Source organism: Kribbella sp. NPDC006257, from assembly GCF_040613535.1.
Lineage (GTDB): Bacteria > Actinomycetota > Actinomycetes > Propionibacteriales > Kribbellaceae > Kribbella.
In genome coordinates, this window is record NZ_JBEXSJ010000004.1 from 89,697 (window position 1) to 104,276 (window position 14,580).

Genomic DNA, 14,580 nt, shown 5'->3' on the forward strand with positions numbered 1-14,580 from the left:
AACGAAAGGTCTCTTCGTATTGGATTGGGAGTCGCCATGAACCGACGGGTCGGCGTTCTGCTCGCGAGTGCGATGGCAACCGGACTGCTGCTCGGGTCGGCGGGGCTGGTGGCGGCCCAGGCTCAGCAGTCGGCGATTCAGGCGGCTTGTAGTGCTCCTGTCTGGGCGGAGGGGACTACCTATGCCGTCGGGGACAAGGTGACCTATCTGAACCGGACCTACTCGGCGCGGTCCGCGCATACGGCCATCCCGGGTGCCGGCTGGAACCCGGTCGCTGCTGCGTCGCTGTGGCTCGACCTCGGCGCCTGTGACGGTGCGCCTCCTACGACGCCGCCCACCACACCTCCCACTACACCGCCGACTACACCGCCGACTACACCGCCTACGACACCGCCGCCCGGGTCGACGACGTGTGCGGTGAAGTCGCGGCCGAGTGGCAAGGTGCTGCAGGGCTACTGGGAGAACTGGGACGGCTCGTCGAACGGCGTCCATCCGCCCTTCGGCTGGACCCCGATCACCAACACCGCGATCGCCCAGCACGGCTACAACGTGATCAACGCGGCGTTCCCGGTGATCCTGTCCGACGGAACGGTGAAGTGGGAGGACGGCATGGACGCGGGGGTGAAGGTCGCCACCCCGGCCGAGATGTGCACCGCGAAGGCGGCCGGCCAGACGATCCTGATGTCGATCGGCGGCGCCGCGGCGGGGATCGACCTCAGCTCGTCGGCCGTGGCGGACCGGTTCGTGGCGACCGTCGTACCGATCCTCAAGGCGTACAACTTCGACGGGATCGACATCGACATCGAGACCGGGCTCACCGGCAGCGGCAACATCAGCCAGCTCTCGACGTCGCAGGCCAACCTGATCCGGATCATCGACGGCGTACTGGCCCGGATGCCGTCGAACTTTGGGCTGACGATGGCCCCCGAAACGGCGTACGTCACCGGTGGCAGTGTCACCTACGGCTCGATCTGGGGTTCGTACCTGCCGATCATCAAGAAGTACGCCGACAACGGGCGACTGTGGTGGCTGAACATGCAGTACTACAACGGCAGCATGTACGGCTGCTCCGGCGACTCGTACTCCGCCGGCACGGTCCAAGGCTTCACCGTGCAGACCCAGTGCCTCAACAACGGCCTCACCATCCAGGGCGTCACGATCAGAGTCCCGTACGACAAGCAGGTGCCCGGCCTCCCCGCACAATCCGGCGCAGGCGGCGGCTATATGAGCCCCTCCCTGGTTTCCCAGGCCTACAACAGCGTCCCCGGCCTCAAAGGCGTGATGACCTGGTCCATCAACTGGGACGGCTCAAAATCCTGGACCTTCGGCAACAACGTCAAGTCCCTTCAGGGCCGCTGACCGGTCGTGGCCAGGTGAGTGAATCGAGGAGCCGGTAGAAGGTGAGGCGCTGGGCGTCCGGCTCGGTGAGTCCGTAGGTCTGCAGGAAGTCGGCAGCGTCGACAGACCATTCGTCTTCCAGCTGGGCCTTGAGCAGCGCGAGGTCGGCATAGCGGTCGGCGACGCCGAGCCGACCGATGTCGATCACGCCGGTGCACTCGAGGGTGTCGGGGTCGAAGAGGAAGTTGGGCAGGCAGGCGTCACCGTGGCAGACGACCAGCTCCGCCTTCGCTTCGACCTCTGCCAACTCGGCGTACAGACCGGCGAGCAATTGCTCCGGCGGGACCAACCGCCACTCGTCGGTCAGAAACTCTGGGTTCACCGCACCCCGCAGTACGACGTCTGCCGCCTGGCTGATGACATCGTCCAGCCGCCGCTCGAACGGGCAATCGTCGGTCGGGATCTCGTGCAACGCCTTGACCACGGCCGCGAGATTGTCCGCCGTACGGCGTGACGCGGGAAGCTCGTCACCGCTCACCCCAGGAACAGCCGTAGTCAGCAACGCAGCCCCGTCCACCAACTCGATCCAGTCGGCAACCCTGGCGCCAGGAATCCCGGTACCCGCCAGCCACTCCACCCGATCCCGCTCACCCCGAAGCTCGGCAACCCCACCCGGCTGACACCACTTCGCGTAGATCTCGCCGCGCCGATAAACCTCCGCCCCCGACTCACCAACCAGCACCCGCTCCCACCCACCACGCCGCAAGAACTCCACCCCGCCATCCTCACTCAGCAGTACAAGCTCTTGAGCAAAAAACAGAACTGCGGCCGCTCGGTGGGTCGTCGTACCGATGTTCGATCGGATTCGGAACTGATCGCTGAGGGTCGGGCTCGACAGATTAAGGAGTGGCTGAGAGTTTACTGAGGGTCAGGTGAGATGGGGTTTTCGTCACCTAGGGTTGTCGAATGGAGACCCTGACCTGCCCCAAGTGCCAAGGCTCGATGCGGACGTACGAGCGCAGCAACATCACCGTGGACCAGTGCACGGAGTGCCGCGGGATCTTCCTCGACCGGGGTGAGCTCGAGCGGCTCGTCGACGCCGAGGTTGCCTTCAACGCGACGGCTCCGGCGGTGCCGCTCGCCCAGCAGCAGCCGCGGTACGACGACCGCCGCCCGGACGACCGGCGGTACGAGGACAAGCGGTACGAGGAGAAGCGGTACGAGGAGAAGCGGTACGACAAGGATCGCCGGTACGACGAGCGCGGCGGCTACGACAAGTACGGCAACCAGCAGCACCCGCGCAAGAAGAAGAAGTCCTTCTTCGAGGAGCTCTTCGACTGATCAGCGCGACCGGCCGTGCAAGGCCGGCTCGCGTTCCTCTTCGGTGGTGCCACCCCACACGCCGTACATCTCGCCGACGAGCTCGGCGTGCCGACGGCACTCCCGGCGTACGGGGCAGGTGCCGCAGAGCGATTTGGCGAGCATCTCGCGGGCGTGTTTGCGCATCCCCCGCTCGGACTCGGCGGAGAAGAACAGCTCGGGATTGACGTCCTTGCAGGCGGCGTAGTCCTGCCATTCCCAGTTCTGGATCAGCGGGGAGGGCAGGCCGTCCGGCGCCTTCGTGACCGCGCCGGCGGGCGGCTTGCGCCGCCTCACGGACGGACCCGGTTGAGCTTGGCCATCGACGAACACCTCGGACTTGTCGGCAAACCCCACGGCTGCCTTCCGAGCCGCGGGTCGTCGATCCAGGTACCCGCCGGCAAACGTCGTCACACCCTGAAAGGGCCCGGAGCACCCGGGCCCTTTCACCGCGTCACTTGCTGATCAGGATCCGCATCGAAGTGCCCTGCTGGGTGACCACCCGGATCTTGACGCCCACGTGCGGCACCTTCACGCCGTACGACGGGATGTCGGCCGACCAGAAGTCTTTCCGGTCGTCGAACACCGGCACCGGGTCGGCGCCGCGGACGTAGTTCTGCTGGCCTTTGACGGTCAGGTTGAACGAGTCCGACTTCTGCAGCCCGAAGGTGGAGTCGTAGCTCTGCACCGCGGACTTCCAGAATGCGCCGGTCAGGTTCACCCGCGGCGTCGGGTTCGCGTCGATCGGCAACCACTGGCCCGACCCCGGGTGTACAGCGGTCTCGTTGTCCTTCTGCGAGGTGTCCCAGTAGGAGATCAGCAGACCGTCCTGGTACGGGTAGTGCTCCACCCAGTCCGGCCGGGGTGCGCCGACGAAGTTGTACGGCCCGTACTTCAGGTACTTGTTGAACGAGCTGTACGTGTAGTTCGACGCCAGGTAGAAGTTGTCGTACTCGTTGGTGACCGACTCGCCACTCGCCTTGAACCCGGCCGCGGTCCAGCCGTTGTCGCCGTTCTCGGCCCCGTCGTCGACCAGCGTCTGGCTGCCCGCGACCACCTTGATGTCGTCGGCGAAGAAGCCGAGCTCGTGCGTCGCCCCGTCGGTCGCGTACCGGAACCGCAGGTCGATCGTCTTGCCCGCGAACGCGGACAGGTCGAAGGTGGCCGGCTTCCAGCCCGCGCTGTCGCCGTCGATCCCGTTCGCCTCGGCCGACTTGGTGATGCTGCCCGGGATCGCCTTGAACCCTGAGCCGTCGTTCACCTCGACGTACGCGTAGTCGCACGGGTCTGCGCCGCAGTCCTCGATCTTCCAGTTCGCCTGGAAGGTCAGCGACGACGACCCGGCCGGCAGGGTCACCTTGCGGGTGAGCGTGCCGGAGTACTTGTCGCCGGTCCCGCTCCACCACGACTTGGTGCCGGTGACCGGCTTGGCCAGCTGGGTGGTGACCTTCTTCTTGGGCAGCACCACAACGACGCCCTGGGCCTTCTTGGTGTTGAACTCGTGCGGGCCGAGGTCGATCGACTTGGTCTGGCCGGCCTTCACCGTCTCGTAGTCGAGCCAGCCCAGCTGCAGCTTGTCCCAGGTGCCCATGTCCTGCGGCTTCAGGCCGATCCCGATGTCACCCTTCGCACCGGCCCGGTTCTGCGCCATCACGCTCCACCAGTTCACCGGGTTCTGGCTCGGCTGCCCAGAGGTGTCGTAGTGGTCCGGCAGTCCGAGGTCGTGCCCGTACTCGTGCGCGAAGACGCTCATCCCGCCGTTCTCCGGCTGCATCGTGTAGTCACCGATCCACAGCCCGGTGGCACCGATCTGTACGCCGCCGAGCTTGTTCGCGGCCGGCCCGGTGGTGTTGTTCTGGAACGCGTACCAGCGGTGCGACCAGATCGCGTCCTCACCCTGGTGCGGATCGCCGTTCGCCTGGTCGCCACCGGCGTGCACGATCTGGAAGTGGTCGATGTAGCCGTCCGGCTCGTTGAAGTTGCCGTCACCGTCGTAGTCGTAGCGGTCCCACTGGTCGTAGGACTTCAGCGTCGCCTGGATCTGGTCGTCGGTCTGACCCTTGGCCTTCTGGTCCGCCGTCCACTGGTTCACCGCGTCGGCGATCAGGTTCCAGGTGTTGGAGCAGATGTTGTCGGCACATGGGGTGCCGTTCGACCGGCCGTAGCGGGCCTCGTTGTAGGGCACCTTCACCCAGTCCGAGACGGTGCCGTCGACCGAGTAGCGGCCGGACGACTGCTTCTCGTAGTACGTCTTCACCGAGTCGCCCTTGCCGAAGTACAGGTCCCGGTAGTGCGCCCGGGAGTAGTCGGCCTGCCAGACTGTCGAGTTGTCCTGGGTCCGGTCGGGCGCCGGGATGGCGTTGTGCACCGGTCCGTCGTACGTCGAGGGGCCGGGCGTATCCGGATCGGTGTCCTTGTCCGGGAAGTCCGGGTGCCGCTGGTTGCCGAACTCGGCCAGGATGACGAAGATCTTGTCGGTCTTCTCGCGCGCTAGTTCGACGTACTGGTTCTTGCCGATCCTGGCCGCCTTGAGCTTGCCGCGCGCATCGCGCGAAGCCGGCGTGGCCACCTCCTGGCCGACCTTGACGACCTTGCTCGTACCGCGTTGCTCGACCTTGGCGGAGCCGGTGAGCACATTGGTCATCGCTTCCTGGCGGAGGTCGCGCCGCTTGTCCTCGAGAGCGTTCGGCAGCTCGTCCGGTCCGGCCTTGACGGCGGCCGGCCCGGTCGGCGCGGTGCCGTCCGCGGGCGCCGGGCTCGCGATGGACTGGGGCACCTGGCCGAGCCCGGCCACCAGGGCGATCCCCAATACGCCGAGGGCCGTCGTACGTGCGGGCAACAGGTGCACGGTTCCTCCTCATCGGTTCCGCCAGGCTCTCTCCCCGGCGCAGCAGCGTCTCCGGTCAAGAGGTGGCCGAGGGCAACCAGTGACCGGAGACGCTAGGACACTAAGTGAGCACAGGGTGCGACCGGAAGGCTCACCGCCGCGGGATAACCCTTGCCCCACCCTTCGCGTCAAATTCGCCATCAGACTGCAACGAGACCTCCATCTGGGCCCCGTTGACGGTTATCGTCGGGCGATGAGCAGCACACCGCAGGTCAGCCTGCGTCCGATGACCGAGGACGAGTTCGCCGAGTGGTACGAGCTGACCATCGTCGGGTACGCCGGCGCGATCGGCCCGGCCCGGGCACTCACCGACGAGGAGGCCCTCGCCCAGGCCCGCAAGGAGATCGAGACTCTCCTGCCCGACGGCCTGGCCACCAAGGACCATCTCGTGTGGACCGCCTGCACCCCGGACGGGAGCGTGGTCGGCAACCTGTGGATCCAGGCCCGCAAACCGGTGCCGTTCATCTTCAACGTCGAGGTGGATGCCGCCCAGCGTGGGCACGGCTACGGCCGGGCGATCATGCTGGCCGGCGAGCAGGCCTGCCGCGACCTGGGTTTCGACCGGCTCGACCTCAACGTCTTCAACGACAACCCGACAGCGGTCCGCCTCTACGATTCACTCGGCTACGTCACAGTCGCCCAGTCGATGCGCAAGGTGCTCTAGCGACCTGCTGCAATGTCGGCGACAGCGTCCAGGTGCTTGGGCTCCCAGCCGAGTTCACGCCTGGCCCGCTCACTGGTGAGCTGCTGGTCCAACGCATAGGCACCCGCGATCACATCCATCTGCTCGTACGCCGCTGCGAAGCTGATGTGCTCCACCTTGCCCGGTACGCCGGCCGCCGCGGCCAATGCCGGCGCGATGGTGGCGAACGGCAAGTTCTCGGCGACTCCGCTGTACACCGAGCCAGCGGGAGCTCCGAGAGCCAGCACGTACAACTCAGCGATGTCGTCGACATGCACGAGCGTGACGTGATTGCTCCCGTCACCAATCACCCGTACGGCGCCTGTCGCGCGAGCCGGTTCGACGAAGAAGTACTCCAGCAACCCGCTCCCCCGCCCGTACACCACACCGGGCATCACGAGCACCGGGTGCGAACCTTCGCTCCCAAGCACCCGAGCCTCGTTCTCGAGCCGCCAGGCCGTCACCTCCGGCGGGTTCTTCGGGGCGTCCTCGTCCACCAGACCTTCGGTGTCGCCGTAGACCCAGACGCCACCGGTGTGGACGTAGGGACCGCGGCCGCCGAGCCCATCGAGCAACGCCTCCGCGGCCGCCAGGTCGACCTCGGCGCTCCGCTCGGCCGACCACCCGAGATGGAGTACGCCGTCCGCTGCGGAGGCGGCGTTCCGGAGTACGGAAAGATCGGTGAGGTCGCCGGTGACGGCCTTCGCGCCGAGGCCGGTGACGATCCCGGTGGCGCGGTCGCTGCGGGCGAGCGCGGTGACCTCGTGGCCGTGCCGGACCAGCGCCTCGATCGTCGCCTGCCCGATGTAACCGGATCCTCCGGTCAGAAATACCTTCACAGTTTTGCTCCTCTTCTTTGTCTCCAGCGTGCGGTCGGGAAGGCAGTGATTTCCAAGACCTGTTCGGGCGGCTGTGATACCCCTGGGGTATGAGCCGCTGGTGGGTCCTGCATGTGGACATGGACCAGTTCATTGCCGCGGTCGAGGTACGCCGCCGGCCGGAGCTCCGCGGTCTCCCGGTGGTGGTCGGCGGTTCGGGCGATCCGAGTCAGGCGCGGCAGGTGGTCGCGACCGCGTCGTACGAGGCCCGTGCGTTCGGGGTGCACTCCGGGATGCCGCTGCGCGCCGCCGCGCGGAAGTGTCCCGAGGCGGTGTTCCTTCCGACGGACCCGACGGCGTACGACGCGGCGTCGGCCGAGGTGATGGACACTCTGCGCGAATTCCCTGTGGTGGTTGAAGTCTGGGGCTGGGACGAGTGCTTCGTCGGCGCCTCGGTCGACGACCCGGAGCGACTCGCTGCGGAGCTGCGGGCGGCCGTGCTCGAACGCACCGGTCTGACCTGCTCGATCGGGATCGGCGACAACAAGGTGCGGGCGAAACTCGCGACCGGCTTCGCGAAACCTGAGGGTCCGCCGTCGGTCGACGACGTCGCGATCTACCGGCTGACCGCGGACAACTGGGCCGAGGTGATGAACCATCGTCCGGTCCGTGACCTGTGGGGGATCGGCAGCCGGATGTCGGCGAACCTGGCCGAACTCGGTCTCCAGACCGTGGCCGAGTTGGGGGCGGCCGATCCCGACGTACTGCGGAAGCGGTTCGGGCCGAAGATGGGGACCTGGTATCTCGCGCTCGGCCGTGGACTGGGCGATGCCGAGGTGACCGATGTGCCGCGCGAGCCGGTGTCGCGCAGTCATGAGGTGACCTATCCGGAGGACCTCTCGGATCCGGTGGAGATCGCCGACAAGGTGCGGTCGATGGCGCTCGCGCTGACGCGTGAGGTGGTGGACGAGGGGCGGTCGGTGCAGCGGGTGCACGTGAAGGTGCGGTTCATTTCGTTCTACACACCGATCAAGAGCCGCAAGCTGAAGGAGAGCACGCAGGATCCCGAGGTGGTCGCGGCGGCGGCGCTCGAGGTGCTGGCGAAATTCGAGTTCCGCCGGCCGGTGCGGTTGCTCGGCGTACGGGTGGAGTTCGCCCCTTCGGGCAGTAGGTAGCGGATACGAGACCCAACCGAAAAGTTTCTTCCGAACTTTGCCGGCGACCGGGACATCCAAGGCTTCGTAACCAACCGAAATGAAAGCCTTGGGGGCAGATCACCATGAAGTTCAACCTCACCCGCACCGCCGGACTCGCGGCGGCTGTCGCAGTACTGGCCGGCGGTGGGCTCGCCACCGCAGCGGTCGCCAGCACCGGCAACGCCGCTGCCAAGACTGTCGCTCAGGCACAGGCGGCTGTTCCGGCACTCACGCCGGCGCAGGTGAAGTACGTCCACCAGTCCTGGGGTGATCCGAAGACCGAGCTCGGTGTCGTCATCTTGGCGCCGAAGGGCTGGAACATGGTGAAGCTGTCGACGTTCGAGGCGAAGTTCACCAGCTCGAACAAGCTGTGGAACCTGCGCGTGAACGGCGTCTACCAGGGGGCGACGCCGGTCGCGAAGGTCGTGGCGCAGAAGAAAGCGGCACTGCAGGGAGTGAAAGGCTACAAGCTGATCTCCCAGACCAACGGCTCGATGAAGGCCACGAACCCGTCGTTCGAGGGTGTCGTTTTCCACTACACGACGCTGGTCTACTCGTACACGGACGGCAGCACGACCCGCCTGGTGGTGGATCGCTTCACCAACGCGTTCGGCGCCAACACCACCGACCTCGAGCTGAGCGCCGGCGGCCGCCCGCAGGACCGCCCCGGCCTCGAAGCAGTCGTCAACACAGCCACCCGAGACTACGTCCGCCTCCCGTAGCCAACCAGGTTGGAGGGGCAGCGACTCGGGGGAAGTCTCGGTTCGGGGGGACCTGTGGTTAGAGCTGGTAGGTGTGGCGGGCGGTGGTTTCGAAGATTGCGGTTTGCTCGTCGGGGGTGAGGTCGGAGGTCAGGGCTTCGGCGGCTTCTACTACCTCGGCGTAGGAGGCGGCCAGTAGGCAGACCGGCCAGTCGGAGCCGAACATCACCCGGTCGGGGCCGAATGCGTCGAGCACGACCTCGACGTACGGCTTGAGGTCCGACACCTTCCAATCAGTCCAGGATGCCTCGGTGACCATCCCGGAGAGTTTGCAGGAAACATTCGGCAACGCGGCCAGCGCGCGCAGGTCTGTTGCCCAGGGCTCCAGATCTCCACCGACGACGGGCTTCGAGATGTGGTCGACCACGAAGGTCAGCTCCGGCAACGCCGCCGCTGTCTCGACCGCGGATGGCAGGTGTGGCGTCTTCGTCAGCAAGTCGTAGACCAAGCCCGCCTCGGCCACCGCCTTCAGCCCGGCGCGTACGTCGTCCCGACAGAGCCAGCGCTGGTCCGGCTCATCGTGCACCTGATGCCGGATGCCCTTCAGCCACGAACCATCGGCGCGTTCCTTCAACGCGGCCAGCGCATCCGCGACATCGTCGGCGGTCAGATCGACCCAGCCCACAACCCCGGCCACCAAATCGTTGCTGGCAGCAACTTCCAGGAATTCGGGTGTCTCCTCCGGTACGCCGACCGTCTGCACCAGCACGGTCGCGGTCACCCCGGCGTCGGCCGTCAGCGGCGCCAGGTCGTCGATCGAGAAATTACGCCGGATCGGCTCCAACTCCGCCCCCACCATCCAGGTCTGCTCCCGCACCGCCAGATCCCAGATGTGATGATGCGCATCCACCCGCCCGCTCATGCCGCTGTTGTTCCTTCCGCGTGGATCAGTCGGATGACTCGTTGGCTCATCGTGTCGTAGTTGTGGTCGTTGGTTACCTCGCCCTGGACCCGGTGGTCGCGCATGACCACGACCCGGTCCGCCAGCGTGATCATCTCCGGCAGGTCCGAGGTGATCAACAGGATCGCCAGCCCGTTCGCCGCCAGGTCCCAGATCAAGGTGTGGAAGGCGTCCTTGGTCCGTACGTCGATGCCGACCGTCGGCTCGTCGATGATCAGGATCTCGGTCTTCGCGGCCAGCCACTTCGCCAGCGACACCTTCTGCTGGTTCCCACCGGACAGCGTCCCGGCGAGCTGGGCCAGCGAGGCGATCCGGATCCCGAGCTGCTCGACATACTCCGCCACCATCGCCGCCTCGGCTTTAGCGGGCACGTACCCGAGTGCCTTCCGCAGCCGATCCCAGACGGTCACCGCGATGTTGCGGCTGACCGACTGTTCGAGGAAGACGCCCTCTTCCTTCCGGTTCTCCGTGACGTACCCGATCTTGTAGTTGCGCAGCGCATCCCGGACGTTCCGGATCCGCACCACCTCGCCACGCACCCGGACCTCGCCCGCAGTGATCCGATCCAGCCCGAGCAACGCCTTCGCGAGCTCGCTCCGCCCAGCGCCGACGAGTCCGTAGAGACCGACGATCTCCCCCGGCCGGACGCTGAGATCCACCTCCGCATGGCCCGTCGCCGTACCGACTCCTGACAGCTCCAGCAGCGGCGCCCCGTCGGCAACAGTCCGCGGAGGTAGCGTGAGCGCCTCGTGCACCCGGCCGACCATCAGGTCGACGACCTGGTCGCGGGTCAGGTCGGCCAGCGGACCCGCTTCGAGCACCGACGAGCCGTCCCGCAGCACCGTCACGGTGTCGCAGATCTGGAAGACCTCTTCGAGCTTGTGACTCACGAAGAGCACCGAACGCCCGTCGTTCTTCAGCTTCTCGACCACCCGGAAGAGCCGCTCGGCCTCGTTCGGCGTGATCGACGCGGTCGGCTCGTCCAGCAGCAACACCCGGCTCTCCACCGACAGTGCCTTCGCGATCTCGACCAGCTGCGCCTGCGCGACCGACAGCTCGGTCACCGGCAGGTCCGGATCAAGATCCAGGTCCAGCTCGGCCAGCCAGCGCGCCGCCTCGGTCCGGATCGCAGCGCGGTCCACCAGGCCACGCGACGTCGGCAGCTTCTGCAGCAGGATGTTCTCGCCGATGGTGAACCCGGGAATCAGGTTGCGCTCCTGATGCACCACGCCGATCCCGGCCGAGGCCGACTCGTGCGGTGACCCGAAGTGCACCTCGTTGCCATCCAGCACCATCCGCCCACCATCGGGCTTGTAGAGCCCGGTGATCACCTTGATCAGCGTCGACTTCCCGGCACCGTTCTCGCCGAGCAACGCGTGCACTGACCCGGCTTCGAGCTTGAGCGTCACCCCATCGAGCGCCCGCACACCCGGGAACAACTTGTCCACGCGATCAGCCAGGAACAACGTCATGACACACCTCCGGCTACGGCCGCGTCCGGCGCTTTCACGACCGTACGGCGTTCCTGCCGGCGGGTCCGGAGCTGACCAAGGACCACCGAGCCGAGCACGACCGCCCCGACCACGAAGTTCACCCAGCTCGGTTCGAGCGAGAACTCCGCCCGGGCCGTATCGACGAAGCGCACGATGAAGGCCGCGAGCACCGTGCCGAGGATGACCGCCGATCCACCGGTGAGCAAGGCGCCGCCGATGATCGGCGCCGCGAAGCTCGGCAGCAGCCAGTCGCCGCCGATGCTCTTGTTCACCCCCGGCGACGACGCGACGGTGAGGATGGCCGCCACGCCGAGGATCGCCCCGGAGAGTGTGTGGGCGATGATCACCGAGCGATCGTTCGAGATCCCGGAAAGCCTTGCAGCGATAGGGTTCCCGCCCGAAGCGAGCAGCTGCCGTCCAGGCACGGTCCGGCGCAGCATCATCGCGAGCAGCCCGGCGACCACCAGGGCGACGAGGAAGATCAACGGCAGCACCCCGAACACGGCGTACGAGCCGAAGCTCTTCAAGCTCTGTGGATAGTCGTCGACCGTACGCGTTCCGACGACTCTGTACTGCACGCCGAGCAGCACCGTCATCGTGGCGAGCGTGACGATGAACCCGTTGATCCGGGTCAGCACCACAAGCAGCCCGTTCACCAACCCGGCGACCATTGCCAGCAGGAAGCCGATCAGCAGTGCCAGGAAGACCGGTACGCCGTGCTCGGCCATGAGCACGCCCATGGAGACCGCGGCGAATCCACCGATCGCACCGACGGCCAGGTTGAGTTGTCCCACAGCGAGAACCACCATCTGAGCCAATCCGATCAGGACGGGCACCGCCAGGAACTGAAGGAGCACTCTCAAGGAATTCGCTGAGAGCAGGTCACCGTCGGAGGCGATCACCAGCCCGACGAAGAAGACCACGCAGATCACCAGCAGCGTCATCTCGGTCGACCGCGCGAAGCGTTTCATCGTTTCCGCACCCCCTGCCGGTCGGACAGCACTGTTCGGATCCGGTCGGTGGACAACGCCACCAGCAGGATCAGGCCGAGATAGATGTTCAGGCTCTCCAGGCCCACGCCGAGCAGATCCAGCCCCTTGCGGATCACCGTGGTCAGCGCGGTCCCGAGCAGCGTGCCCCAGACGGAGATGAACCCGCCGGCCAGCAACGTCCCGCCCAGGATCGGCCCGAGGAACGACGGCAGCATGAACTCGTCACCGATGGTCGCCTTGATCGACCCAGTGCTGACCGCGAGCATGAATCCGGCGAGCGCGGCCAGGCAGCCCGACATCGCGTGCGCCGTGATCACCCGGCGCGCGGTCGGGATCCCGGACAGCTCGGCCGCCTTCACCGACGTCCCGGTCATCAGCAGCTCCCGGCCGAGCTTGGTGCGACTGTAGATCCAGCCGACGACGGCCATCGCGATCACCGCGAAGAGAGTCAGCTGCGGCACGGCCGGCGAACCGCACACGTTGCCGATACAGACATCGCCCAACGAGTAGTTCCGCAGTTCACGCATGCCGGGCGGCTTGGTGACGAAGGCTGCGTTGTCGGTCAACGCCGTGTAGACCAACGGGATCAACCCGAGCAGCAGGAAGTCCAGCGCGAGCGTGACGACGAACGAGTTCACCCCGGTCCGTGCGATCACCCAGCCCGCGAGCGCGCCGATCGCGGTTCCGGCGACGAGGCCGACCAGCAACCCGGCGTACAGGCTGAAGTGCCAGAGGTCGTAGGAGATGCCGGTGATCATCATCGAGAAGGCTGCCATCCGGCCGACCGCGAGGTTCATGTGGCCGATCGAGAGCACGCACAACTGGGCCAGTCCGACGACCGTGAACATCGCGATGTCCCGCAGCAACGGGAAGACGACGAGTTGCTGGTTGAAGAAGGCGGGTCGCAGGATGCCGAACAGCGCCGACAGCACGACCACCAGGATCAGCAGGCCGATCCGCTGGTTCGCCCACCATGGCGTCCGGCCGCCTTGTGGCTGTTCGACCGGGGCGTCCTGGAGCGCCGCCGTCGCCGTTTCCGAGACCGGCGCGCTCACGAGACCCGCCGGTTGTCGATCGCGTCGCGGTCCCAGTCGATCCCGAGGCCAGGCTGGTCCGGCGCGACCGCGTGCCCGTCGACGATCTCCATCTCGGTGTGCGTGATCGCCCGGAGCTGCGGGATGTGTTCGACGTACCGGCCGTTCGGCACGGCGGCCGTCAGGCTGACGTGGATCTCCATCAGGAAGTGTGGGCAGACCTGCAGGTTGAAGGTCTCGGCCAGGTGCGCCACCTTCAGCCACGGCGTGATGCCGCCGATCCGCGCGACGTCGACCTGGACCATCCCGGCGGCGCCGGAGGCGACGTACTCGCGGAACTGCGAGATCGAGTACATCGACTCACCGACCGCGATGGGGATCGAGGTGGACTCGGCCAGCCGGACATGCCCGGTCAGATCATCGGCCGGCATCGGCTCCTCGAACCAGGTGAGGTCGATCGGCTCGAAGGCATGCGCCCGGCGCTTCGCCTCGGCGTACGTCATCGACTGATTCGCATCGACCATGATGTCGAGCGCGGGACCGACAGCATCCCGTACTGCGGTAAGCCGCTCGACGTCCTCATGCACGCGAGGCTTACCCACCTTGAGTTTCACTCCGGGCCAGCCCGCCTTCTGCGAGGCCAGCGCACCGGCGACGAGCTGATCCGTTGTCAGATGCAACCAACCGCCCTCGGTGTCGTACAACGGCACGTTGCGCCGATAGCCGCCGGCCAGCCGCCACAAGGGCTCACCGGCGCGCAGGCAACGCAGATCCCAGAGTGCGGTGTCGACCGCGGCCAGCGCCAGCGAGGTGATGGCACCGACCGTGGTGGCTCGCGTCGACGCGAAGAGATCGAACCAGATCGCCTCGAGGTTGCGCGCGTCCGCCCCGACCAGGCGCGGCAACAGGTGATCGCGCAGCATCGCCAGTACGGCGGTGCCGCCGGTCCCGATCGTGTACGAGTAGCCGAGCCCGGTCAGCCCCTCGGTCGTCTCCAGTTCGACGAAGACCGTTTCCTGCTTGAGGAACGCCTGCACCGCGTCGGTCCGGACAGTCTCCACCTCGAGGTCCACCAGGAAGGCCTCGGCGCGGGTGATCGTTGTCTTGGGCAAGCTCATC

The 14,580-nt window shown here is 66.7% G+C and carries 14 protein-coding genes; 5 read left to right on the forward strand and 9 right to left on the reverse strand.

Annotated elements, in window-relative coordinates; all coding sequences use genetic code 11:
- Nucleotides 1-36: 36 nt before the first annotated feature.
- Nucleotides 37-1,359, forward strand: a complete 1,323-nt coding sequence (locus tag ABZ004_RS06490) for a glycosyl hydrolase family 18 protein (protein WP_355678741.1) — start codon at nucleotides 37-39, stop codon at nucleotides 1,357-1,359.
- Here ABZ004_RS06490 and ABZ004_RS06495 read toward each other — a convergent pair.
- Nucleotides 1,337-2,113, reverse strand: a complete 777-nt coding sequence (locus ABZ004_RS06495; RefSeq protein ID WP_355678742.1) for an aminoglycoside 3'-phosphotransferase — start codon at nucleotides 2,111-2,113, stop codon at nucleotides 1,337-1,339. The two genes, ABZ004_RS06490 and ABZ004_RS06495, sit on opposite strands and share 23 nt — an antisense overlap.
- Before the next feature lie 191 nt (nucleotides 2,114-2,304).
- On the opposite strand from ABZ004_RS06495, the gene ABZ004_RS06500 reads away from it, so the two are divergent.
- Nucleotides 2,305-2,679: a zf-TFIIB domain-containing protein gene (locus ABZ004_RS06500; protein ID WP_355678743.1), complete on the forward strand. Its 375-nt coding sequence runs from the start codon at nucleotides 2,305-2,307 to the stop codon at nucleotides 2,677-2,679.
- On the opposite strand, the gene ABZ004_RS06505 is transcribed toward ABZ004_RS06500, so the two are convergent.
- Together ABZ004_RS06505 and ABZ004_RS06510 are read right to left on the reverse strand one after the other, a co-directional pair.
- Nucleotides 2,680-2,994 (reverse strand): WhiB family transcriptional regulator, encoded by a 315-nt coding sequence (locus ABZ004_RS06505; RefSeq protein ID WP_355678744.1) that lies wholly within the window; start codon nucleotides 2,992-2,994, stop codon nucleotides 2,680-2,682.
- A 157-nt stretch (nucleotides 2,995-3,151) separates the two neighbouring features.
- Nucleotides 3,152-5,545, reverse strand: coding sequence for an immune inhibitor A domain-containing protein (locus ABZ004_RS06510; RefSeq protein ID WP_355678745.1), 2,394 nt, complete (start codon nucleotides 5,543-5,545; stop codon nucleotides 3,152-3,154).
- A gap of 232 nt (nucleotides 5,546-5,777) precedes the next feature.
- Here ABZ004_RS06510 and ABZ004_RS06515 point away from each other — a divergent pair, with 232 nt between their 5' ends.
- Nucleotides 5,778-6,248, forward strand: a complete 471-nt coding sequence (locus ABZ004_RS06515; RefSeq protein ID WP_355678746.1) for a GNAT family N-acetyltransferase — start codon at nucleotides 5,778-5,780, stop codon at nucleotides 6,246-6,248.
- Here the strand turns inward: ABZ004_RS06515 and ABZ004_RS06520 are convergent.
- Nucleotides 6,245-7,105, reverse strand: coding sequence for an NAD-dependent epimerase/dehydratase family protein (locus tag ABZ004_RS06520; protein ID WP_355678747.1), 861 nt, complete (start codon nucleotides 7,103-7,105; stop codon nucleotides 6,245-6,247). The genes ABZ004_RS06515 and ABZ004_RS06520 overlap by 4 nt on opposite strands.
- A gap of 89 nt (nucleotides 7,106-7,194) precedes the next feature.
- On the opposite strand from ABZ004_RS06520, the gene ABZ004_RS06525 reads away from it, so the two are divergent.
- A complete protein-coding gene (locus ABZ004_RS06525; RefSeq protein ID WP_355678748.1) occupies nucleotides 7,195-8,259 on the forward strand; it encodes a DNA polymerase IV in 1,065 nt (354 codons plus the stop codon).
- A gap of 104 nt (nucleotides 8,260-8,363) precedes the next feature.
- Nucleotides 8,364-9,002: a hypothetical protein gene (locus tag ABZ004_RS06530; protein ID WP_355678749.1), complete on the forward strand. Its 639-nt coding sequence runs from the start codon at nucleotides 8,364-8,366 to the stop codon at nucleotides 9,000-9,002.
- 58 nt (nucleotides 9,003-9,060) lie between these two features.
- Here the strand turns inward: ABZ004_RS06530 and ABZ004_RS06535 are convergent, their stop codons facing one another.
- The 5 genes from ABZ004_RS06535 to ABZ004_RS06555 are packed head-to-tail and all read right to left on the reverse strand — an operon-like array spanning nucleotide 9,061 to nucleotide 14,579.
- Nucleotides 9,061-9,903: an amidohydrolase family protein gene (locus ABZ004_RS06535; RefSeq protein WP_355678750.1), complete on the reverse strand. Its 843-nt coding sequence runs from the start codon at nucleotides 9,901-9,903 to the stop codon at nucleotides 9,061-9,063.
- A complete protein-coding gene (locus ABZ004_RS06540) occupies nucleotides 9,900-11,414 on the reverse strand; it encodes a sugar ABC transporter ATP-binding protein (protein ID WP_355678751.1) in 1,515 nt (504 codons plus the stop codon). The genes ABZ004_RS06535 and ABZ004_RS06540 overlap by 4 nt, the downstream gene beginning before the upstream one ends.
- The gene (locus ABZ004_RS06545; RefSeq protein WP_355678752.1) at nucleotides 11,411-12,406 is read right to left on the reverse strand and encodes an ABC transporter permease; all 996 of its coding nucleotides are present in this window, start codon (nucleotides 12,404-12,406) and stop codon (nucleotides 11,411-11,413) included. Before ABZ004_RS06545 ends, ABZ004_RS06540 begins: the two co-directional genes overlap by 4 nt.
- The gene (locus ABZ004_RS06550) at nucleotides 12,403-13,482 is read right to left on the reverse strand and encodes an ABC transporter permease (RefSeq protein ID WP_355678753.1); all 1,080 of its coding nucleotides are present in this window, start codon (nucleotides 13,480-13,482) and stop codon (nucleotides 12,403-12,405) included. Before ABZ004_RS06550 ends, ABZ004_RS06545 begins: the two co-directional genes overlap by 4 nt.
- A complete protein-coding gene (locus ABZ004_RS06555) occupies nucleotides 13,479-14,579 on the reverse strand; it encodes a mandelate racemase/muconate lactonizing enzyme family protein (protein WP_355678754.1) in 1,101 nt (366 codons plus the stop codon). Before ABZ004_RS06555 ends, ABZ004_RS06550 begins: the two co-directional genes overlap by 4 nt.
- Nucleotide 14,580 lies beyond the last annotated feature (1 nt).

Bases quoted from the DNA above. Each gene is read 5' to 3' on its own strand.
- ABZ004_RS06540 (WP_355678751.1), bottom strand. From the start codon at position 11,414: ATGACGTTGTTCCTGGCTGATCGCGTGGACAAGTTGTTCCCGGGTGTG.
- ABZ004_RS06525 (WP_355678748.1), top strand. From the start codon at position 7,195: ATGAGCCGCTGGTGGGTCCTGCATGTGGACATGGACCAGTTCATTGCC.
- ABZ004_RS06530 (WP_355678749.1), top strand. From the start codon at position 8,364: ATGAAGTTCAACCTCACCCGCACCGCCGGACTCGCGGCGGCTGTCGCA.
- ABZ004_RS06555 (WP_355678754.1), bottom strand. From the start codon at position 14,579: ATGAGCTTGCCCAAGACAACGATCACCCGCGCCGAGGCCTTCCTGGTG.
- ABZ004_RS06490 (WP_355678741.1), top strand. From the start codon at position 37: ATGAACCGACGGGTCGGCGTTCTGCTCGCGAGTGCGATGGCAACCGGA.
- ABZ004_RS06515 (WP_355678746.1), top strand. From the start codon at position 5,778: ATGAGCAGCACACCGCAGGTCAGCCTGCGTCCGATGACCGAGGACGAG.
- ABZ004_RS06545 (WP_355678752.1), bottom strand. From the start codon at position 12,406: ATGAAACGCTTCGCGCGGTCGACCGAGATGACGCTGCTGGTGATCTGC.
- ABZ004_RS06500 (WP_355678743.1), top strand. From the start codon at position 2,305: ATGGAGACCCTGACCTGCCCCAAGTGCCAAGGCTCGATGCGGACGTAC.
- ABZ004_RS06535 (WP_355678750.1), bottom strand. From the start codon at position 9,903: ATGAGCGGGCGGGTGGATGCGCATCATCACATCTGGGATCTGGCGGTG.